The following is an 18,783-nucleotide window of genomic DNA, read 5'->3' on the forward strand; positions in this document are numbered from 1 at the left end:
ACAACGGCCGTGACCAAGGCCCCACACGAGCGAGGTGCACGACAACCCATGACCGAGACGGCCGCGATCGCGGAGCCCGACCGGCAGGCCACACCGCCGAGAGCAAACGTGCTGCTGAGCGTGCTGGTCGCCTCGGCCTTCGTGATGATCCTCAACGAGACGATCCTGAGCGTCGCGCTGCGCGACCTCACGGTAGACCTCCACGTTTCCACCACCACCGTGCAGTGGCTGACCAGCGGGTTCCTGCTGACGATGGCGGTGGTCATCCCGATCACCGGGTTCCTGCTGGAGCGCTTCACCCCGCGTCAGGTGTTCATGACCGCGATGGTCCTGTTCAGCCTCGGCACGCTGCTGAGCGGGCTGGCACCCGGCTTCGGGATGCTGCTGGTGGGTCGGATCGTGCAGGCGTCCGGCACGGCGGTGATGCTGCCGCTGCTGATGACCTCGGCGATGCGCCTGGTGCCGGTGGAGAAGCGCGGAGCCACGATGGGCACGATCAGCATCGTCATCGCCGTCGCCCCGGCGGTGGGACCGACCATCGGGGGAGCGGTGCTGTCCTCGCTGGGCTGGCGCTGGATGTTCTGGATCGTGCTGCCGCTGTCGTTGATCGCGCTGGCGATCGGCGCGGTGTGGATGCGCCTGGACAGCGAGACCCGTTCGGTGCCGCTGGACGTGCTGTCGGTGCTGCTGTCGGCGATCGGTTTCGGCGGCCTGCTCTACGGTCTGTCGTCGATCGGCGAGTCCGGTGGCTCGCACGCGGTCCCGCCGTGGGTGCCGCTGGTGGTCGGTGCCGTGTCGCTGGTGGTGTTCGTGGCCCGGCAGCTGCGGTTGCAGCGCGAGGACCGGGCGCTGCTGGACCTGCGGCCGTTCACCCACCGCCCGTTCGTCGTGTCGCTGGTGCTGGCGGCGCTGCTGTTCATGTGCCTGCTGGGCGCGGCGGCGATCCTGCTGCCGCTGTACCTGCAGACGGTGCTCAAGACGACCACCTTCGTCAGCGGCCTGGCTGTGCTGCCGGGCGGTCTGCTGATGGGTCTGATGGGACGTCCGGTCGGGCGGCTGTTCGACCGGATCGGACCGCGTCCGCTGGTGATCCCGGGCGCCGCCGCGATGGCGGTGTCGCTGTGGCTGTTCGCCACGCTGACCCCGGAGTCGCCGCTGGGCATGGTGATCGGCTTCCACCTGCTGCTGATGCTCGGGCTGAGCCTGATGATGACGCCGCTGATGACCTCGTCGCTGGGCGCGCTGCCGGATCACCTGTACTCGCACGGGAGCGCGATCCTGGGCACGTTGCAGCAGGTCTCGGGTGCGTTCGGCACGGCGGTGTTCGTGACGGTGTCGTCGCTGGCCTCGGCCAACCCGGCGGGCGTCCCGGACGCCGCGGGACTGCGCACCGCGTTCGTCGTCGCCGGCGTGATCGGCCTGGTCGCCTTCGGCACGGCGCTGTTCATCCGCAAGACCGAGGGCGTCACCGCGGCGGTCGCGGCCCACTGAGCGAGTTCTGGGGGGAGGGGCGCGTGGTTTCGACCGCGCGCCCCTCTCGCTGTTCCAGGCCCTGGCGCGCGCTGCTCGGAGCGCAGGGCGCGGGCGAGCGCCTCGGAGCCGAAGTGCTGCGGAACGACGTGATTCGCCTTGAGGCCGAACGGCTCTCAAGGCGAATCAGCGCGTGCTCACCTGCGGGAGCGCAGCAGCTTGTTGAAGGCCTTGGCGTCCTTGGTCGCGTTGTGCAGCCTGCCCGCCGAGGCGTCGTCGATCAGCGAATCGATGGTTTCCGACGCGCACGCGCGGTTGGCGCCGATGCCGCCCGCCGCGCCGCGCTTGGCCCAGCCGACCACGTAGGTCCCGGGCTCGACCCGGCCGCCGGTGTTCGGGATGACCCCGGTCCCCTCGTCGAACGGCAGTTGCGGGATCTGCACCCCGCGGCTGCCCACCGACCACAGCACCATCCCGGTCGCCACGTCCCGGTTGCCCGAGCCGTCACCGATGCGGAGAGCCCGGACCTGCGGATCGCCGACCACCTCCTGCGGGGCGGAGGAGAAGCGCAGCACCAGGCGGCGGTCCTCACCCGGAGCCCGATCCCAGTCGACGTCCTCGACCGGCAGCTCGCGCAGCAGCGCGGCCGTCGTTCCCTCCTCGGCCGAGGCGATCGACTCCGCCGCGCCACCGTGGCCGTCGACCACGATGCGGCCCTGCAGCCGCTGCTGGATGCCGACCCACTCCGACCGCGTGAACGCCGCGTGCTCGGGACCCCGCCGCGCGAGCAGCACGACCTCACGGACCTTGCTCTTGCGCAGGGCGGAGAGCGCGTGGTCGGCGATCGGGGTGCCGACCAGCTCGTCGGTGTCGCTGAGCAGCAGGCGCGCCGCGTCCAGCGCCACGTTGCCGTTGCCCACGATCACGACCCGCTCCGACGACAGCTCGACCGCGTCGGCCGGGGTGTCCGGATGCCCGTTGCACCAACCGACGAACTCGCGAGCGGCCAGCGTGCCCGGCAGGTCCTCGCCGGGCAGCCCCAGCGTGCGGTGACCGGGTGCGCCGACGGCGTAGACCACCGCGTTGTGGTGCTCGGTCAGCTCGGCGTGGCTGACGGTCCGCCCGACCTCCACGCCCAGGTGCATGCGGACCCTGGGGTGCTTGTAGCTGGTCGCGAAGGTGTGCTCGATCTGCTTGGTGCTCGGGTGGTCCGGTGCGACCCCGTACTTGATCAGGCCCCCAGGGGTGGTCATCCGGTCGATCAGCGTGATCTCGGCGTCGGTGGAGCGCAGCAGCGACTGCACCGCGTAGCCGGCGGCAGGCCCGGTTCCCACGACCGCCACGCTCGGCGCAGCGGCGTGCGTCGGCAGCGATCGTGGGAACTGGGGCTTTCCCCAGGGGTAGTCAGCCGGAACCTCGGAGAACCGCTCGCGGTTGATGTCGGCGTGCACGGACAGGTCACCGGTGAGCTTGTCGATCGGGAACACCGCGTCGACCGGGCACGCATCGGCGCAGGCGCCGCAGCCGATGCAGGTGCGCGGGTCGATGTAGAGCCGGTCGGTGGTGCCGAAATCGGGCTCGTCCGGGGTGGGGTGGATGCAGTTCACCGGGCACACCGAGATGCACGATGCGTCGGCGCAACAGGATTGCGTGATCGCGTAGGTCATGGCCGTGGGCTCAGATCATGTGCACGCGCTTGTAGAGCGCGGTGGAGGTACGGGTGAGCAGGCCGGAGTCGTCGAGGAACTCCATCAGCCCGGCGCTGGCGTTGCGCATCAGCGACTTGCGGTGCTGGTTGGACTTGACCTCCGCCAACGCGCGCTTGGTGTCGATCCCGACCGCGGCGTAGACCTTCGGGCTGACCAGGGCGTTGACGATGACGTAGGCGGCGATGCTGATGATCGCGGCACTGACGTGGCGCTTGACGCGCCCGATGCTCTGCATGTGCTCCTTGATCTCCTCCCGGGCGAACTTCATGTGCCGGGATTCCTCGACCACGTGGATCTTGGAGCTGGTGCGCACGATCTCGAGGACGTTGTCGCCGCGCATCCAGTCGCGCTGCATCACGTCGAGCACCTCTTCGGCGACCAGTCCGGCGCCGTAGGCCACCTCGCCCGTCGCGAGGCTCTTGAGCCCCCGTGCGAGCTCGATGACGAACCTGCTGGGGAAGTACGCGGGGACTTCGAGCTTCTGGCAGATGCGGGCGAACATGATCGAGTGCCGGCACTCGTCGGCGACCTCGGTCAGGGCGAACTGGAACTCGGAGTTCGCGGGGTCCTTGACGTACTGGTCGCGCAGGATCATCTGCTGGAGGATCATCTCGAACCAGATGCCGGTGCTCATGATCGAGCAGACTTCGTGCCTGGTGAGCGCGATCCGCTGCTGCTCGGTGAGCTCATCCCACAGCTTGGTCCCGTAGAGCGTGCTCCACTCGGGGTTGAGGCCGTACTGGTCCTCGGGGAGCGGGCTCTCCCAGTCGATCTCCGTGCTCGGATCGTAGGAGAGCGTCTGTGAGGACTCCAGCAGGCGGCTGGAGAAGTCCTGCTCGGCGCTCTGGCCGGCAACACCGACGGCGGTCATTGCGCACCTCCGCAGTTCGTCGTACTCGAAGTAACAGGAACAGACTGTACCCCATAAATGCGCGGTTGCGGAGTCCCCATTTTTCGGCGGCTAGACTTCGTGGGTGACCGCATCAACTACAGGGCAGGTGGACGGGCGGAGCGCCCGGTGGGCCGGGTATCGCGAGAAGCGGCGGAAAGAGCTGGTCGATGCGGCGCTGAGGGCGATCGCCAAGCACGGCCCGGAGGTCTCGGTCGAGCTGATGGCGGAAGAAGCCGGCGTGGCCAGGCCCCGGTTGTACAAGTACTTCAACGACACCGCGGACCTGGGTGCCGCCATCGCCGAGCGCGTCGCCGAGATGGTCACCGCCGAGCTCGCGCCGATGTTCAACCCGCGCGGCACGCCCATGGAGATGATCCGCGCCGCGATCGGCGCGCACACCAACTGGCTCGCCGAGCACGGCAACCTCTACCGGTACCTGAGCATGAACTCGGTGACCGGCGAGGCCGGGCAGAACGTGATCACCGACGTCAAGACGGTCATCGCGCGCCAGGTCACCGGGCTGTTCCAGTACTTCCTGGACCAGTTCGGCATCCAGATCCCGGTCGTGCAGCCGCTGGCCTTCGGCATCGTCGGGCTCGTCGAGTCCAGCGCGGGCAGCTGGCTGCAGGAGCCGAACGGTCTCACCCTCGACGAGCTCACCGACTGGCTCTGCGACTGGACGTGGCAGCTGCTCGACCAGTCGCTGCAGGTCTACGGACTCGAGCTGGACCCGAATCTGCCGCTGGCAGAAGCGGATCCAGTCGACGACTGACGTCTCCGCAACTCGTCTTGCTCAGCGGTGCGGGTGGCGGAAACCCCCGAAGGGGAAAGCGCAGCGGCTCCGCGCGCCGCTCCTGATGTGGTCCAACACGGCGTCGCGGCGTGCTCGCCACGACGCCGCTGGAGAACCCCCGGCGGTGCCAGCTGCGAGAGCTCGCGGCTGCGCCGCTCGCAACTGATCGGGCGTCCCTCAGAGCATGTGCGCCCGCTTGTAGACGGCCACCGCGGGCGGCGTGAGCAGGCCCGCCTCGTCGAGGAATGCCATCAGGCCCGCGCACGCGTTGCGCAGCATGGACTTCCGGTGCTCGTTGGCCGCGGCTGCCGCCACGCCGTCCCGGGGCCGGATCCCGACCGCCTTGTAGACGTGCGGGCTGACCAGGCTGGTGATGATCGCGTAGGAGACCACGGAGACCAGCAGCGCGCTGGCCTGGCGCTGCAGCGGTCCGATGCCCTGCACGTGCGCCTTGGTCTCCTCGCGGGCGAACTTCATGTGCCGGGATTCCTCGACCACGTGGATCTTGGAGCCCGTGCGGACGATGTCGAGCACGCGGTCATCGCGCATGAAGTCGCGCTGCATCACGTCGAGCACTTCCTCGGCGACGAGCGTGCCCGCGTAGGCGACCTCACCACCGGCGACGCTCTTGAAGACCCGTGCCAGTTCGACGACCGCCTTGTGCGGGAAGTAGGCGGGGATCTCCAGCTTCTGGCAGGCGCGGGCGAACATGATCGAGTGCCGGCACTCGTCGGCGATCTCGGTCAGGGCGAACTGGAACTCGGAGTTCGCGGGGTCCTTGACGTACTGGTCCCGGAGGATCATCTGCTGGAGGATCATCTCGAACCAGATGCCGGTGCTCATGATCGAGCAGACTTCGTGCCTGGTCAGCGTGATCCGCTGCTGCTCGGTGAGCTCATCCCACAGCTTGGTCCCGTAGAGCGTGCTCCACTCCGGGCTCAACCCGTACTGGTCCTCGGGCAGGTGAGCGTCCCAGTCGATCTCGGTCATCGGGTCGTAGGACAGCATCTGCGACGACTCCAGCAACCGACTGGAGAAGTCCCGCTCCACGTCCTGGAAGGCGGTCATGTTCAACACCTCCGCGCACTACGTCGTACTCGAAGTAACAGGAACACGAACGTACCCCATATATTGTTTTTTCTGAACTCCCCCGGAGGCCGACTGAGCCGATCAGGACTTGTCGCGCGCCTTGGCCGCCTTGCGGGCCTGCGCCCGCTCCTCCTCGCGACGCGCCTCGACGCGCGTGGTGCGCTCCTGCTGGAGCCACTCGGGGTCCTCGTTGCGGATCGCGTTGATCTGCTCGGTGGTCAGCGGGTCCGCGTAGCCGTTGCGGGTCAGTCCGCTGATCGAGATCCCCAGTTTCGCCGCGACGACGGGGCGCGGGTGCGGACCGTTGCGGCGCAGGTCGCGCAGCCACTCCGGCGGTTCGGCCTGCAGCGCGTTGAGCTCGTCGCGCGAGACGACGCCCTCCTGGAAATCGGCGGGGGTGGCCTCCAGCAGGACACCCAGCTTCTTGGCCGCCGTGGCGGGCTTCATCGTCTGGACGGTTTTGCGCGACGTCATCCGACCAGCGTAACCGGCGACTCCGGCCGGTAGTCTGGGCAGGTGACAGAGTCGGCCCCGTCCTTCGACCTCGCCTACGTCCCCGGCATCACGCCCGACAAGTGGGCGCGCAAGTGGCAGGAGCGCGAACCCCTCGTTCCCCTCAACCTCGTCCAGACCGCGGCCGCCGAAGCGCCCGGCCTGGTCCGCGAGGGTGAAGCCGACGCGGCGCTGCTGCGGCTGCCGATCGACCGCACCGGGCTGCACGCCATCCCGCTCTACACCGAGCAGACCGTGGTCGTGGTGCCCAAGGACCACGTGGTCGCCGCCGCCGACGAGATCACCTCAGAGGACCTCGCCGAGGACGTGCTGCTGCACCCGCTCGACGACGCCCTCGACTGGGAGCGCCCGCCGGGACTTCCCGCGGTCGAGCGCCCCGCCACCACCGCCGACGCGATCGCGCTGGTCGCCGCCGGGATCGGACTGCTGGTCGTGCCGCAGTCGTTGGCGCGGCTGCACCACCGCAAGGACCTCACCTACCGGCCGATCACCGACGCGCCCGAATCCACCGTCGCGCTGACCTGGATCGAGGACGAGACCACGGACCTGATGGAGCAGTTCATAGGGATCGTCCGCGGTCGCACGGTCAACAGCACGCGGGGCAAGCAGCAGGGCGAACCCGCGGGCAAGACCAAGAAGGCCCCCGCCAAGCCCGCCAGGACCCAGGTGCGCAAGCCGGCGTCGCGCCGCGGTCCGGCTTCGGGCAAGGGGCGCAAACCGCGTCGCCGCTGACCCACGGGCGGGTGACTCGCGTGGAATTCGAACGGGGCTTCTGATGTTGTCGTGGTCACGACCCGGTTCTGCGATGGAGGTACGAAGATGCCGTTGACTGGCCAGTACGAGCCGAGCCCGACCGAGTTCGTGCGCGATCAGGTCGAGAAGTACGAGAGCTCCGGCGGTACCGAAGGCACCACGATGCACGGGCTTCCGGTCGTCGTGCTGACCACCAAGGGCGCCAAGTCCGGCAAGATCCGCAAGGCGCCGGTGATGCGCGTCGAGCACGACGGGCGCTACGCCGTCGTCGCCTCGCTGGGCGGGGCTCCGCAGAACCCCGTCTGGTACCACAACATTCGCGCCAACCCGAGGGTGGAGCTGCAGGACGGACCGCAGCGCAAGGACTACGAGGCGCGCGAGCTCAGCGGCGAGGAGCGCGAGCTGTGGTGGGACCGCGCCGTCGCGGCGTTCCCGAACTACGCGGAGTACCAGACGAAGACCGATCGGACGATCCCCGTGGTCCTGCTGGAGCCCGTCGCTTCCTGAGCGGACCCCGAGCTCGCGAGAGGGGAGAACGGCTTCCGGAAGCCGTTCTCCCCTCAGCCGGTCACGAACCGATGGTGGCCATCGGCTCGCCGTTCGCGCGCCTGGTGCGGCCGCGCGAGATCAGCCACCAGCCCAGCGCGATCACCGCGATGATGGCGGGGATCGAGAAGAACGCGATCCGCTCGGCGCCGTCGGAGAAGCCCATCAGGGCGATCACCAGGACGAGGAACGCCAGCGTTGCCCAGCTCGTGTAGGGCGCACCGGGCATCCGGTAGCTCGGCCGCTCGATCTCACCGCGCATGGCCCTGGCCCGCAGCCGCATCTGGCAGATCACCAGCGTGGCCCAGGTCGCGACCACGCCGAGCGAGGCGATCGCCGTGGCGATCTCGAACGCCTGCTCCGGAACGATGCCGTTGAGGATGACGCCGAGAACGAAAGCCGCTGCGGTGAAGAGGATTCCGCCGTAGGGGACGCGGCGCTTGTTCATCTTCGCGGCGAACTTCGGCGCCTCGCCGTCGTTGGCCAGCGCCCGCAGGATGCGGCCGGTCGAGTACAGACCGGAGTTGCACGACGACAGCGCGGCGGTGAGCACCACGGCGTTCATCACGTCGCCGACGCCCGGGACCCCCAGGCGGGAGAACACGGTGACGAACGGGCTCTCGTCGGCGCTGAAGACCGTCCACGGCAGCAGCATCGCCAGCAGCAGCACCGAACCGACGTAGAAGATGGCGATCCGCCACACCACGCCGTTGATGGCCTTGGGCAGCACCTTGTGCGGCTCCTTGGCCTCGCCCGCGGTGATGCCGACCATCTCGATCGCCGAGTAGGCGAAGACCACCGACTGCAACGCCATCAGGGTGATGCCGAAGCCGCTGGGGAAGAAGCCGCCGTGCGAGGTGAGGTTGGCCGGTCCCGCCGGCGCACCGCCGATGTCGGTGGCGGTGAACACCAGACCCAGGCCCACGACCAGGAACACCAGGATCGCCAGCACCTTCACCAGCGAGAACCAGAACTCCAGCTCGCCGAACAGCTTCACCGACACCAGGTTGACCGCCAGCAGCACGCCCAGCGCGATCAGCGCCGTGATCCACTGCGGCAGGTCCGGCAGCCAGCGGTGCACGTAGATCGCGACCGCGGTGATCTCGGCGATGCCGGTCATCGCCCAGTTCAGCCAGTACATCCAGCCGGAGGCGAAACCCGCCCAGGGGCCGATGAACTCGCGGGCGTACTCCACGAAGCTGCCCGCGACCGGGCGGTACAGCACCAGTTCACCGAGGGCGCGCATGACGAAGAACGCCGCCAGGCCGCACAGCGCGTACGCGACCACCAGCGAGGGGCCGACCGTGGCGAGCTTGCCTCCCGCACCGAGGAAGAGCCCGACGCCGATCGCTCCGCCGATGGCGATCATCTGCACCTGGCGGTTGCCGAGTGACTTCGAATAGCCGTCGGCGTCGGTCGTGGGCGCAGCATCCTGCCCCGACCGCAACGATGAATCCACGAAAACCAAGTCCCTTCGTGACCAGGACATGCCGGAGAAAAGCGACGTCCAGGCGTTTTTCGTGCCGGTGCTAGGTCATCCGGCGGGGCGATACTAGTCATCGGAATTTCGCGTCCGCGTTGCGTGCGAGTCAGTTCCGCGTGGTTCTCAGGAATCTTTCCCAGAACCCCTCTGCTGTGGTGCGCGTCTCGTAGTCCCTGGTGGACGGTCGCTCCGCTGATCCAGTGGGGATCCGGCTACGCCGTCCAGGTGCGCGCGACATCGGCGTTCGTCGTCATCGCACGTCCATCAAATGGGAAATTCCCGAGCGTTCTCGTCGATCCGGAAAGGGAAGAACAGGACGAAACCGCGCGGAGCCAAGCGATTAGATGGGATTCCTTCCGCTTCCGCCTTCGCGGCCGGCCGGTCCCGCGCGCGAGGGCGACGGTGGCGGAGCGGCGCGAACGCTGCGTCATCGGCGCGTTCGCCGCGGACACGCCGCGTGGTGGGAAGGGCTGGTGCGCGTCACCGCCGCGGCGTTGCGATTCGTGCTCGCACGCCCTCGGAACCGACTTTCGGCAGGGGTTGAAATGTGACCCTGCTTACAGTGTCAACAAATAGTGCCCGACCGATTACTCAATGGCTTCAGCGGCCCGCCACGCTCTGTCAATCGGTTGCTCGCATTTCGCATCGCAATTATTGCGACGCGTGCGCGACTGTTCACGGACAGTTTTCGAAATGAGGAGTCGATCGCTTCTTAATGATCGTGATTCGTGCCTGTGACCAGGGGGGACGATCACGTGACGCGGAGTGAGATGGTGGTGCGGGCCTCAATAGATTGCTCCATTCGGCCCATTAAAGGATCGTCGCTTGGCGTAAGGATATGAAGTTGTAATGATCCCGCCTTGAAACGGAGACCTAGATGCCCCGGCTCGCAGTTGCGGTTGTCCCGATCGGATTGGCCGCAGCCCTGGGCCTCGGTGCATTGGCAAGCGCCGAAACATCGACCCCGCACAGCGTTGACGCTGCCACGCATCCGGTCGGTGTGCAGAGCCCCGCCCCCGCCCCGGCCCTGTCCCCCGCACTCCCCGAAGCCCCCGCCCCCGTTGCTCTGACCCCCGCCGCTGTCCCCGCAGCGCCGGCCGCCCCGAAGGCTGAGCAGAAGTCTGCGGACGTCAAGCCGCAGCCGGTCACCAAGGAACTCCCCGTCAACTACGCGGCCCAGCTGACCGGCTACTGGTGCGGGCCCGCCGCGACCCGCATCGCCATGTCCTCCAAGACTGGCGACCTGCCGTCCCAGGCCGAGCTGGCCAAGGAGCTCCGCACCACGGAGAACGGCACCGACCACGTCGGCCAGGTCGCGGACGGCCTGAACAAGCTGCTGGCCCCGACCGGCACGCACTACGTCGCCAAGGACCTCAGCAGCCGCCAGGTGTCGCCGGAGATGACCAACGAGCTGTGGGACGACACGGTTCGCAACATCGACAGCGGCAAGGCCATGGTCGCCAACATCGTCGCGCCGCCCGGCAACCAGCCGCCCGGCTACCCGTCGAGCCAGACGATCTACCACTACGTGTCGGTCGTCGGTTACGACTCCGACAAGAAGAACGTGAAGATCGCCGACCCGGCGAACTTCAGCGGCAACAAGGAGTACTGGCTGAGCCTCGACCAGCTGACCTCCCTGGTCCAGCCGCGCGGCTACGTCGCCTGATCGCACAATCGAGTTCCAGCACCTCGGGTGTTGAACGACCACTGCGGCGGTCCCCTGTCGAAGGGGACCGCCGCAGTCGTTCGTCGGGTCCGGACAACCTCCTTCCGGTTCGGCGCGTCTGAGTGAGGGCGTGACCGACTGGAGGAGGACGACTGTGCTGAAGCGGACCGGGATCATCACCGCGCTCGTAGCGGCCGCGGCGCTGGTGGGAGGCGTGGCCAGCGCCCAGGAGACGTGGACGGGGGAGCCGTTCCCGCAGCGGCCGGACCTCTCGTCGACGATCTCCACCGCGTCCAGCGGTGGCGGCGAGACCTGGGCCTTCGGCTCCTATGGGCAGGCAGGCGGCACCTCGTCGACCTCGCAGGCCTACCGCCGCGGAGCCGACGGGACTTGGGCGGAGGTCCCGGTCCCGTCGATCGGTCACCTGGTGTCCTCGGCGGTGGCCGGGCCGAACGACGTGTGGACCATCGGCTGGGGCTACAAGAACACCACCGGAGCGCTGTTGCACTGGGACGGCGCGGCGTGGACGGAGGTCCCGGTGGTCGTCCCCGGTGCCACCCGGGTGCGCCCCGACGACGTGGTCGCGGTCGGTGACGAGGTCTGGCTGATCGGCAAGGGCTACGACGACGGGCAGGAGTCCCGGCAGCACTCCTTCGCCAAGCGCTGGGACGGCGCGGCCTGGCAGGACCTGCCGCTGCCGGAGGCGGCGAACGAGGGCACGCTCGACGCGATCGGGGGCGGCCCGGACGACCTGTGGATCGCCGGCACCCGGAACGACGCCGCGATGGCCCTGCACTGGGACGGAACCACCTGGACCGAGGTGCCGGTGCCGCCGGTCGAGATGCCCGAGGGAGCCCTCTTCGAGGTGAACGACGTGGCCGCCCACGCCCCGGACGACGTGTGGATCTCGGCCGCCGCGCGCATCTACGACCGGCCGGAGCAGACCAAACCCGTGCTGCTGCACTGGAACGGCACGGCCTGGGGCGAAGTTCCCGCCCCGGCCGCAGGCGCACCCGGTGAGTTCGTCCACGCGGAGGGCGCGCTGTGGAACCTCGCCGATTCCGGCCCGCTCCGCTACGACGGCACCACCTGGCGGGCCGTTGACGGCCCCGAAGGCCCGGTCCACGCCGGAACCGAGGCCGACGGCCACCTCGTCGGCATCGGTTCCACCGGCCCGAGCTACGAAACGGCGCCGTTCGCCTCGAACCACAACGGCTGACCGGTCGGGCTCAGGCCGAAACACCCTCGCGTGAAACGGGAATCCCCTCGCCACCGGTTCGATGACGAGGGGATTGCCGGTGCTGCTCAGAGCGTGAAGGCCGCCTGGGTGTAGCCGCCGACGGTGGCGTTGCGGTCGACTCCGCCGGGGATGCCGGGGACCTGCCCGGCGTCGCTGTGCTGGTGCAGCGCCAGGCGCGGGTGGCCCCAGCCGGGGTTGCCGGGGTCGCCGTTGTAGCGCGCGATCCACAGCAGCACGTCGTCGCCTGCCCACAGGTTGGGGTCGATGATGTTCTGGAACCAGTTCAGGCTCGCGTACACCAGCACTCCGCGGACACCGGTCGCGATGCGCAGCAGCCGGACGAACTCGGCGATGAAGGCGTTCGGGTCGGGGATCTCGGGATCCTCCATGTCGAGCATCGGCCACATGTTGCCCGGCTCCTTGAGCCCGTGCTGGCCCATCCACCAGGCGAAGTGCCCCACCTGCGGGTCGATGGGTCCGGGGCGGGCGAAGTGGTAGCCGCCGGTCATGATGCCGGCGCCGCGCGCTCCGGCCACGTGGGTGCCTGCCGCGTCATCGACCCACGTCCGGCCTTCGGTCAGCTTCATGCTCGCGAAGGTGATGTTGTTGCCGCGAACAGCCGCCCAGTCGTCGACGGCGTTGTGGTGGCTGATGTCGATTCCGTAGTCCATGGGGCCCCCATCTGGTCGTGCTCGGGTCGCGCAACGCTCGCTGAGGGTGCCTCGGCGTTCCCCAGCCGGACGCTCAGCTGAGCCGGTGATCAACCCGTGCTGCGCACACGGTCCCAAGAAAGGAACGTCCTGTGGGGTGAATGACTGGAATTCCCACGTTCGGAGCACCCGCACGACGCAGTGCCGATTGGTGCACCTGGCCCAGTGGTCCGGAACCGGGCGATCTCCCTGTGGTGAGTGCGATGTTCGTGGTCCACTGGGGTGTCGACCGCCGGTGTCGATCTTTGGAAGCATCGGGGCCCGTTGGCCTTCGGAGAGGAGCGGCATTGAGCGACGGCGTGGGGGACCTGCGCACGGACGTGGCGCACGGCGCGCGGATCTACGACTACATCTTGGGCGGCAAGGACAACTACGCCGTCGACCGCGCCGCCGCGGAGGCGTCCCAACAGGTCTGGCCCGCGCTGCCGGTGCACATGCGCGCCAACCGCGAGTTCATGCACCGCGCAAGCCGATTCCTGGCCACCGACTGCGGCATCGACCAGTTCCTGGACATCGGCACCGGAATCCCGACCAGGCCGAACCTGCACGAGGTCGTCCAGGAGGTGAAGCCGGAAGCCCGCGTCGTCTACACCGACAACGATCCGATCGTGCTCGCCCACGCCCGCGCGCTGATGACGCGGAACGGGCAGGGCAGGACCGCCTACGTCGACGCCGACCTGCGCGACCCCGACACGATCCTGAACTCGCGGGAGTTCCAGGAGACCCTGGATCCGAACCGTCCGATCGGCCTGATGCTGATCGCGGTCGTGCACTTCATCGAGGACGACGACGAGGCGCTGGACGTGGTTCGCCGCATCGTCGACGTGCTGCCCTCGGGCAGCTACGTGGCGGCCACGATCGCCACCGACGAGTACGCGCCGGAGCTGCTGGCCGAGGTCCGCCGCGCCTACAGCGAGCACGGAGAAACCCTGAAGTTCCGCTCGCGCACCACTGCGCAGCGCTTCTTCGACGGCCTCGACGTCGTCGACCCCGGCCTGGTCCAGATGCACAAGTGGCGTCCCGACGACCTCGAATCCCTCGACGTCCCCGAAGCCGACATCGCCATGTACGCCGCGATAGCCCGCAAGCCCTGAGCCGGGGGAGGCTGGGCGCGGAATCGGCCTGAGTCAGGCGCGGGCCGGCCGGTTGGCGATCTGCTGGGTCGAGGGGTCCACCGGCTGGGGCGGGTTGGCGTGGGCCTGCTGCGGGCGGCCGTTCTGCGAGGTGCTCGGCGGGATCGCCGGGGTGAGCTGCGTCTGCGCGGCGCTCGCCTGCGACGCGCTGGGGGCAGCGGCCGGGGTGAGCTGGGTCTGCTGCGCGGCGTGCGACGGCCCGGGGGTGACCGCTTGGTTGAGCTGCGTCTGCTGGGCGGAGTTGGCCTGCGCGGCCTGGGCGGCCTGGGCCGAGGTGCTCGAGAGGTTCGAGCTGACGATGCGCTGCAGGTTGCGGTGCGCGTTGTTGAGCTCGTGGCGCATGCCGTGGATCTGCTTGGTCAGCGTGTCGCCCTCGGTGAGCGTGTTGGTCTCGACGGCGCGCAGCAGCACGCCCAGCTGACCGTGCAGGCGCTGGTGCACCTCGGCGAACGTGGCGACCTGCTGCTGCATCTCCAGCGGCGGCTGGGTGCGGGAGATCGCCTTGATCATGGTGTCCTGCCAGCGCTGCCCGGCCTGGCGGTAGTGCCGGTCGGCGGCGGTCCGGTAGTGCGGGGCGACCTGCGTGTCCAGGGACATGCGGATGAGCTCGTGGCTGCTGTTGACCAGCTCGCGGGCGGCCGTGGTCAACGCGTAGGCCCACTCCCACTGCTCGGCCTGCGTGCTGACGTGGCGCTCCTCGCGCGCTTCGTCCAGCTGGCTCCGGGACAGCTTCACCTGTTCCCAGGCGCGCTCGGCCTGCTCGGCGGCGGTCGTGGCGGCGCGCCCCGTCTTCTCGGCATTGGCCTCGACGGCCGCGGCCAGTCGGTGCACGGCCTCGGTGCGGCGGATGGCCTCCGCAGCGGTCTTCCGGGCCGACCACAGCAGCCAGCCGCAGACGCCGGCGGCCACGAGAGCCAGGACAGCCGGGATCCACGTCACCCATACCTCGGTCCCCATGGGCCCGACGATGACACATGAGCGGTTGCTCCGGTCGGGCGCATGAGCAAAAACTCAAGATGACTACGGGCAGTCGCGGGATCTCACTCTCCGAATGCGACTTGCGCCAAGTGATCTCCGGTGCGCTCGGCTGAAAGGCCCACGGAGGGCATCATTTCGAAACTGCGCGGTTTCCCGGAATCTTGTCTCCGCGGGGCCGCCCCCATAAGGTCACTCGCGCAACTCGGCTGAGCGAAGGGGAAGCATGTACGCGAGGTACGTCGCGGTGGGGGACAGCCAGACCGAGGGCGTGGGCGACGGTGATGATCAGCGCGGCCATCGCGGCTGGGCGGACCGCCTCGCCGAGGAGCTGGCCGCGCTGAACCCCGAGTTCCGCTACGCCAACCTCGCCGTTCGGGGCAAGCTCATCGGCGAGGTGCACGCCGAGCAGCTCCGGCTCGCGATCGAGATGGAGCCGGACTTCGCCACCGTGGTCGCGGGTCTCAACGACGTGCTCCGCACCGAGTACGACGGCGATGCGGTCCTCGCTCACCTGGAGCGGATGATCGGCGAGCTCACCGAGGCGGGCGCGCACGTCGCGACGGTGACCTACCCCGACATCGGTGAGATCGCCCCGATCGCCCGCCGCTGGCAACCGCGGCTGGTGGAGTTCAACGCAGGGGTGCGCGAGATCGCCGCGAAGCACGGCGCCACGGTGGTCGAGGCGGACCGGCATCCGGTGTGCGCCGACCGGAGGATCTGGAGCCACGACCGGCTGCACCTCAACCCTGCGGGCCACGCGCTGCTGGCCGGTGGTTTCGCGCACGCGCTGGAACTTCCCGGAAGCGACGATTCGTGGAGCCACCCGCTCCCGGAACGCCGGGCACCGGGAATCCTGCGGGTGGTCGCAGGCGAGATCCGTTGGGCTGCTGTGTTCCTGGCACCGTGGCTGTGGCGGCGGATCACCGGGCGATCCTCGGGCGACGGACGTACCGCGAAGCGGCCGCGACTGCTGCCGATGCGCTGAGTCGCCCGGAACGCACGTCCGAGCTGGACTCAGCGGCACCGGGCGTCTCGGATGCTCCCGCGAGGGATCACCTTGCTCGGCGGTGCGGGCTGAGTCCGCCGCCCACCGGCTCTCAGTTCTTGCGACCCACCACGCCGGCGATGCAGCTCTCGGCCTGGTTCAGCGGGCGCGACTTGGGGCCGTTCGGCCACCAGAGGTCGCAGAGCTCGATGTCTGCTGGGGAGTCCGGGCTGGGCGGCAGGATCTCCAGGCCGGGGAGCAGCGCGAGGATCTCGTCGCGGGTGCGGAAGCGGCCCGAACCCATCGGGCTGTGCAGGAAGAGCTCCTCCATCTTGCGGGCCAGCGCGCTGTGCTCCGGGGTCTGCGGGTCGAAGAAGTGCGCGATGACGACGTAGCTGCCCGGGGCGAGCGCGTCGATGTAGGTCCGCATCAGCTCCGGGCCGTCGTCGCCGAGGTAGTGGTGGAGGGTGCCGACCTGCAGCAGCGCGATCGGCTCGGCGAAGTCGAGGTGCCTGCGGACGGTGTCGTGGGCGAGCACCTCACCGGGGTTGAAGATGTCGGCGGAGGCGAAGTGGGTGTGGTCGTTCTCCTCGAGTAGCGCCTTGCCGTGCGCGATGACCACCGGGTCGTTGTCGACGTAGACGACCTCGGTCTCGGGATCCACCCGCTGCACGGTCTGGTGCGTGTTCTCCGCGGTCGGCAGGCCCGAACCGCAGTCGAGGAACTGCCGGACGCCGGCCTGGGCGGCGAGGTACTGGCATGCCCGGTTCAAGAACGCGCGGTTGGACCACGCCAGGTCCTTGACCTCCGGGGCCGCCTGGCCGACCTCGTGCAGCACCTGGCGGTCGATCTCGAAGTTGTCCTTGCCGTTGAGCGCCGCGTCGTAGACGCGGGCGATGCTGGCTTGGGTCGTGTCCACGCCGACGGGTGCGGAACTCGGTGCCGTCGAAGGCGTCTCGGACATGCCTGCTCCTGCTTGCTCGGTGGCCACGATCTCGAAATTACCGCACGGTATGCCCCCGGGTACAACAGGATTCGGCGCGAAGTGGCTGGTCTTCGTCCTCTTCCGCTGACCGCGACGTTCTCGTCCGGCACGCGAACAACCTCACATGGAATCTTCTTGAAGGCAAGATAACTTGGCGCGTGTCACCCTTTTCGCGGATGTGATCACTCCTGGGGTGCGTCTCCGCGCTTCGGCCTGACGTCTCCTCGTCGCGTCAGGCGCGGTGGCGCCGCGCGGCAGCGTTGGTGAGCCGCAGCGAAAGCGCAGGGGTGAGGCCCAGCAGTTGTGCCGCGAGGCCCCGCGCGGTGGGCACGCAGACCACCTGGCGCCGGGAGCTCAGCGCGTTGACGAGGCGGTGCGCCACGTCGTCGGGGTCGAGCAGCCGCCCCCGGTGCCAGAGCACCCCTGCGTTCGGATCCCCGGCGTGCCGCCGGACCATCGGCGTGTCGGTGCCGTCCAGGCACGCCACCGTGGCACGGATGCGCGAGTCGGCGTTGCGGAGGTCGGCGTTCAGCGACTTCGTGAAGCCCAGCACGGCGTGCTTCGAACCGGCGTAGACGGCGAGGCGGGGGACCGCGCCGAAGGCCGCGAAGGACGCGATGTTGAGGATCGACCCACCTGCGGGCTGATCGCGCATCACTTCGACCGCGGCACGCGATCCGTGCATGGTTCCGAGCACGTTGGTCTCGACGCACCGTTCGATCTCCGCGTCGGGATGGGTCCACGCCGGGCCGAGCGCGAGCACGCCTGCGCTGTTGACCCAGACCCGCACCCGGCCGCGTTCGGCCGCTTCCCGCGCGATCCGGCGATGCTGCTCGGCCTCGCGGACATCGTGCTCGGCCGACCGGGAACCCGGTATCGATCCGGCCGTCTCCCGCGCGGCCGCGTGGTCGATGTCGGTCGCCACCACGGCGAACCCGGCCGCGCCCAGCCGCCGCGCGATCGCGCGGCCGAGACCGCTCCCTGCCCCGGTGACCACCGCGATCTCCGGCATCGGCACGTCCTCCTCGGACCGTCCGCGCGAACCCGGCGGCCCGCGCCGCATCTGTCCTCTTGCGCTTCCGGGTGATCTTCGACCTGATCGACCTCATCGGCAAGCGCTTCGGCCAGGTGGCGCGCCTACCTGCGGGGAGGGGCGTAGGCGCGGAGGAACGCCTGGACGCCGGCGGTGACGATCTCCTCGCGTTCCGCTTCGTCGATGGTCAGCGCGCCGTAGTAGGTCCGGCTCTGCACCTCGCTCCCCGCCAGGGCGACGAAGTGCCGGGCGGCTCGGCGCGCGTCCTCGATTTCGAGCAGGCCCTCGGCGGCCAGGCCGGTCAAGCGGCGCGCGAGGTCCTCCTGCACGCGCTCGGGCCCGGCTTCCTGCCAGGCGTGCAGGACGTCGGTGGGGATGTGCCCGACTTCGGCCTGGATCTGCCGTACCAGCGCGAAGTGCGCGCTGAACCGGGGCATCACCGTGGTGAACGCGAGTCCCAGCGCGATCAGGTCCGACTCCAGATCGACGATCTTGCTCAGGTTCCGGTCGAGGTCGTCGAGCTGGACCTCGCGGACCTGCGCCGCGCTTTCCAGGATCACCGTGCGGAACAGCTCCTCCTTGTCCTGGAAGTGGTTGTAGATCGTGCGAGTCGACACGTCGGCGGTCTTGGCGATCATGCCGATGCTCGCCCGGGTGTAACCGTCCCGGCCGAACACCTCGCGGGCTCCGTCGAGGATCGCTCGGCGCTTCTCCGGTCCGCGTGACGCGACGTTCTCCCTGCTCAAGTCGCCCTCCTGAAATAAGTACAACGACCATTGCACTAAGTGCATTACACGTTGTACTT

Annotated in this window: 18 protein-coding genes; 8 read left to right on the top strand and 10 right to left on the bottom strand. The window is 69.0% G+C overall.

Annotated features, from left to right (window positions below; genetic code table 11):
* Nucleotides 1-48: 48 nt before the first annotated feature.
* On the top strand, nt 49-1,491 hold the full coding sequence (locus AB0J78_RS19675) for a DHA2 family efflux MFS transporter permease subunit (RefSeq protein WP_363790933.1): 1,443 nt from the start codon (nt 49-51) through the stop codon (nt 1,489-1,491).
* A gap of 176 nt (nt 1,492-1,667) precedes the next feature.
* Here the strand turns inward: AB0J78_RS19675 and AB0J78_RS19680 are convergent, their stop codons facing one another.
* Nucleotides 1,668-3,137 (bottom strand): FAD-dependent oxidoreductase, encoded by a 1,470-nt coding sequence (locus AB0J78_RS19680; RefSeq protein WP_363790935.1) that lies wholly within the window; start codon nt 3,135-3,137, stop codon nt 1,668-1,670.
* A 10-nt stretch (nt 3,138-3,147) separates the two neighbouring features.
* Entirely contained in the window at nt 3,148-4,050 is a 903-nt protein-coding gene (locus tag AB0J78_RS19685; protein ID WP_363790937.1) for a diiron oxygenase, read from the bottom strand.
* 103 nt (nt 4,051-4,153) lie between these two features.
* On the opposite strand from AB0J78_RS19685, the gene AB0J78_RS19690 reads away from it, so the two are divergent.
* Entirely contained in the window at nt 4,154-4,843 is a 690-nt protein-coding gene (locus tag AB0J78_RS19690) for a TetR/AcrR family transcriptional regulator (protein ID WP_363790939.1), read from the top strand.
* A 198-nt stretch (nt 4,844-5,041) separates the two neighbouring features.
* Here the strand turns inward: AB0J78_RS19690 and AB0J78_RS19695 are convergent, their stop codons facing one another.
* Both AB0J78_RS19695 and AB0J78_RS19700 read right to left on the bottom strand, forming a co-directional pair.
* On the bottom strand, nt 5,042-5,932 hold the full coding sequence (locus AB0J78_RS19695; protein WP_363790941.1) for a diiron oxygenase: 891 nt from the start codon (nt 5,930-5,932) through the stop codon (nt 5,042-5,044).
* 102 nt (nt 5,933-6,034) lie between these two features.
* On the bottom strand, nt 6,035-6,427 hold the full coding sequence (locus tag AB0J78_RS19700) for a DUF5997 family protein (RefSeq protein WP_363790943.1): 393 nt from the start codon (nt 6,425-6,427) through the stop codon (nt 6,035-6,037).
* A 42-nt stretch (nt 6,428-6,469) separates the two neighbouring features.
* Here AB0J78_RS19700 and AB0J78_RS19705 point away from each other — a divergent pair, with 42 nt between their 5' ends.
* Together AB0J78_RS19705 and AB0J78_RS19710 are read left to right on the top strand one after the other, a co-directional pair.
* Nucleotides 6,470-7,198 (top strand): LysR substrate-binding domain-containing protein, encoded by a 729-nt coding sequence (locus AB0J78_RS19705; protein WP_363790945.1) that lies wholly within the window; start codon nt 6,470-6,472, stop codon nt 7,196-7,198.
* Nucleotides 7,199-7,285: 87 nt separating this feature from the next.
* Nucleotides 7,286-7,726: a nitroreductase family deazaflavin-dependent oxidoreductase gene (locus tag AB0J78_RS19710; protein ID WP_363790947.1), complete on the top strand. Its 441-nt coding sequence runs from the start codon at nt 7,286-7,288 to the stop codon at nt 7,724-7,726.
* 61 nt (nt 7,727-7,787) lie between these two features.
* Here AB0J78_RS19710 and AB0J78_RS19715 read toward each other — a convergent pair whose 3' ends face one another.
* A complete protein-coding gene (locus AB0J78_RS19715; protein WP_363791123.1) occupies nt 7,788-9,134 on the bottom strand; it encodes an amino acid permease in 1,347 nt (448 codons plus the stop codon).
* Between the two features lie 1,114 nt (nt 9,135-10,248).
* Here AB0J78_RS19715 and AB0J78_RS19720 point away from each other — a divergent pair.
* Together AB0J78_RS19720 and AB0J78_RS19725 are read left to right on the top strand one after the other, a co-directional pair.
* A complete protein-coding gene (locus tag AB0J78_RS19720) occupies nt 10,249-10,914 on the top strand; it encodes a C39 family peptidase (RefSeq protein ID WP_363790949.1) in 666 nt (221 codons plus the stop codon).
* A gap of 154 nt (nt 10,915-11,068) precedes the next feature.
* Complete coding sequence (locus AB0J78_RS19725; RefSeq protein ID WP_363790951.1) at nt 11,069-12,133, top strand: hypothetical protein; 1,065 nt, start codon at nt 11,069-11,071, stop codon at nt 12,131-12,133.
* A gap of 86 nt (nt 12,134-12,219) precedes the next feature.
* Here AB0J78_RS19725 and AB0J78_RS19730 read toward each other — a convergent pair whose 3' ends face one another.
* Nucleotides 12,220-12,825, bottom strand: coding sequence for a glycoside hydrolase family 25 protein (locus tag AB0J78_RS19730; RefSeq protein ID WP_363790953.1), 606 nt, complete (start codon nt 12,823-12,825; stop codon nt 12,220-12,222).
* A 326-nt stretch (nt 12,826-13,151) separates the two neighbouring features.
* Here AB0J78_RS19730 and AB0J78_RS19735 point away from each other — a divergent pair, with 326 nt between their 5' ends.
* Nucleotides 13,152-13,958, top strand: coding sequence for an SAM-dependent methyltransferase (locus tag AB0J78_RS19735; protein ID WP_363790955.1), 807 nt, complete (start codon nt 13,152-13,154; stop codon nt 13,956-13,958).
* Between the two features lie 33 nt (nt 13,959-13,991).
* Here AB0J78_RS19735 and AB0J78_RS19740 read toward each other — a convergent pair whose 3' ends face one another.
* Nucleotides 13,992-14,954 (bottom strand): hypothetical protein, encoded by a 963-nt coding sequence (locus AB0J78_RS19740; protein WP_363790958.1) that lies wholly within the window; start codon nt 14,952-14,954, stop codon nt 13,992-13,994.
* A 244-nt stretch (nt 14,955-15,198) separates the two neighbouring features.
* On the opposite strand from AB0J78_RS19740, the gene AB0J78_RS19745 reads away from it, so the two are divergent.
* Nucleotides 15,199-15,960: an SGNH/GDSL hydrolase family protein gene (locus tag AB0J78_RS19745; RefSeq protein WP_363790960.1), complete on the top strand. Its 762-nt coding sequence runs from the start codon at nt 15,199-15,201 to the stop codon at nt 15,958-15,960.
* A gap of 112 nt (nt 15,961-16,072) precedes the next feature.
* Here AB0J78_RS19745 and AB0J78_RS19750 read toward each other — a convergent pair whose 3' ends face one another.
* From AB0J78_RS19750 to AB0J78_RS19760, 3 genes are all read right to left on the bottom strand, one after another.
* Complete coding sequence (locus AB0J78_RS19750) at nt 16,073-16,924, bottom strand: SAM-dependent methyltransferase (protein ID WP_363790962.1); 852 nt, start codon at nt 16,922-16,924, stop codon at nt 16,073-16,075.
* Nucleotides 16,925-17,177: 253 nt separating this feature from the next.
* Entirely contained in the window at nt 17,178-17,957 is a 780-nt protein-coding gene (locus AB0J78_RS19755) for an SDR family oxidoreductase (RefSeq protein WP_363790964.1), read from the bottom strand.
* A 125-nt stretch (nt 17,958-18,082) separates the two neighbouring features.
* Entirely contained in the window at nt 18,083-18,724 is a 642-nt protein-coding gene (locus tag AB0J78_RS19760) for a TetR/AcrR family transcriptional regulator (RefSeq protein ID WP_363790966.1), read from the bottom strand.
* Nucleotides 18,725-18,783: the final 59 nt, after the last annotated feature.

The sequence above is a fragment of the Saccharopolyspora sp. NPDC049426 genome, from assembly GCF_040676935.1.
Classification (GTDB): Bacteria; Actinomycetota; Actinomycetes; order Mycobacteriales; family Pseudonocardiaceae; genus Saccharopolyspora.

Excerpts from the sequence above, each read along its gene's own strand:
- AB0J78_RS19715 (WP_363791123.1), bottom strand. The coding sequence starts at position 9,134 with ATGATCGCCATCGGCGGAGCGATCGGCGTCGGGCTCTTCCTCGGTGCG.
- AB0J78_RS19755 (WP_363790964.1), bottom strand. The coding sequence starts at position 17,957 with ATGCCGGAGATCGCGGTGGTCACCGGGGCAGGGAGCGGTCTCGGCCGC.
- AB0J78_RS19750 (WP_363790962.1), bottom strand. The coding sequence starts at position 16,924 with ATGTCCGAGACGCCTTCGACGGCACCGAGTTCCGCACCCGTCGGCGTG.
- AB0J78_RS19680 (WP_363790935.1), bottom strand. The coding sequence starts at position 3,137 with ATGACCTACGCGATCACGCAATCCTGTTGCGCCGACGCATCGTGCATC.
- AB0J78_RS19675 (WP_363790933.1), top strand. The coding sequence starts at position 49 with ATGACCGAGACGGCCGCGATCGCGGAGCCCGACCGGCAGGCCACACCG.
- AB0J78_RS19685 (WP_363790937.1), bottom strand. The coding sequence starts at position 4,050 with ATGACCGCCGTCGGTGTTGCCGGCCAGAGCGCCGAGCAGGACTTCTCC.
- AB0J78_RS19700 (WP_363790943.1), bottom strand. The coding sequence starts at position 6,427 with ATGACGTCGCGCAAAACCGTCCAGACGATGAAGCCCGCCACGGCGGCC.
- AB0J78_RS19695 (WP_363790941.1), bottom strand. The coding sequence starts at position 5,932 with ATGACCGCCTTCCAGGACGTGGAGCGGGACTTCTCCAGTCGGTTGCTG.
- AB0J78_RS19730 (WP_363790953.1), bottom strand. The coding sequence starts at position 12,825 with ATGGACTACGGAATCGACATCAGCCACCACAACGCCGTCGACGACTGG.
- AB0J78_RS19710 (WP_363790947.1), top strand. The coding sequence starts at position 7,286 with ATGCCGTTGACTGGCCAGTACGAGCCGAGCCCGACCGAGTTCGTGCGC.
- AB0J78_RS19740 (WP_363790958.1), bottom strand. The coding sequence starts at position 14,954 with ATGGGGACCGAGGTATGGGTGACGTGGATCCCGGCTGTCCTGGCTCTC.
- AB0J78_RS19745 (WP_363790960.1), top strand. The coding sequence starts at position 15,199 with ATGTACGCGAGGTACGTCGCGGTGGGGGACAGCCAGACCGAGGGCGTG.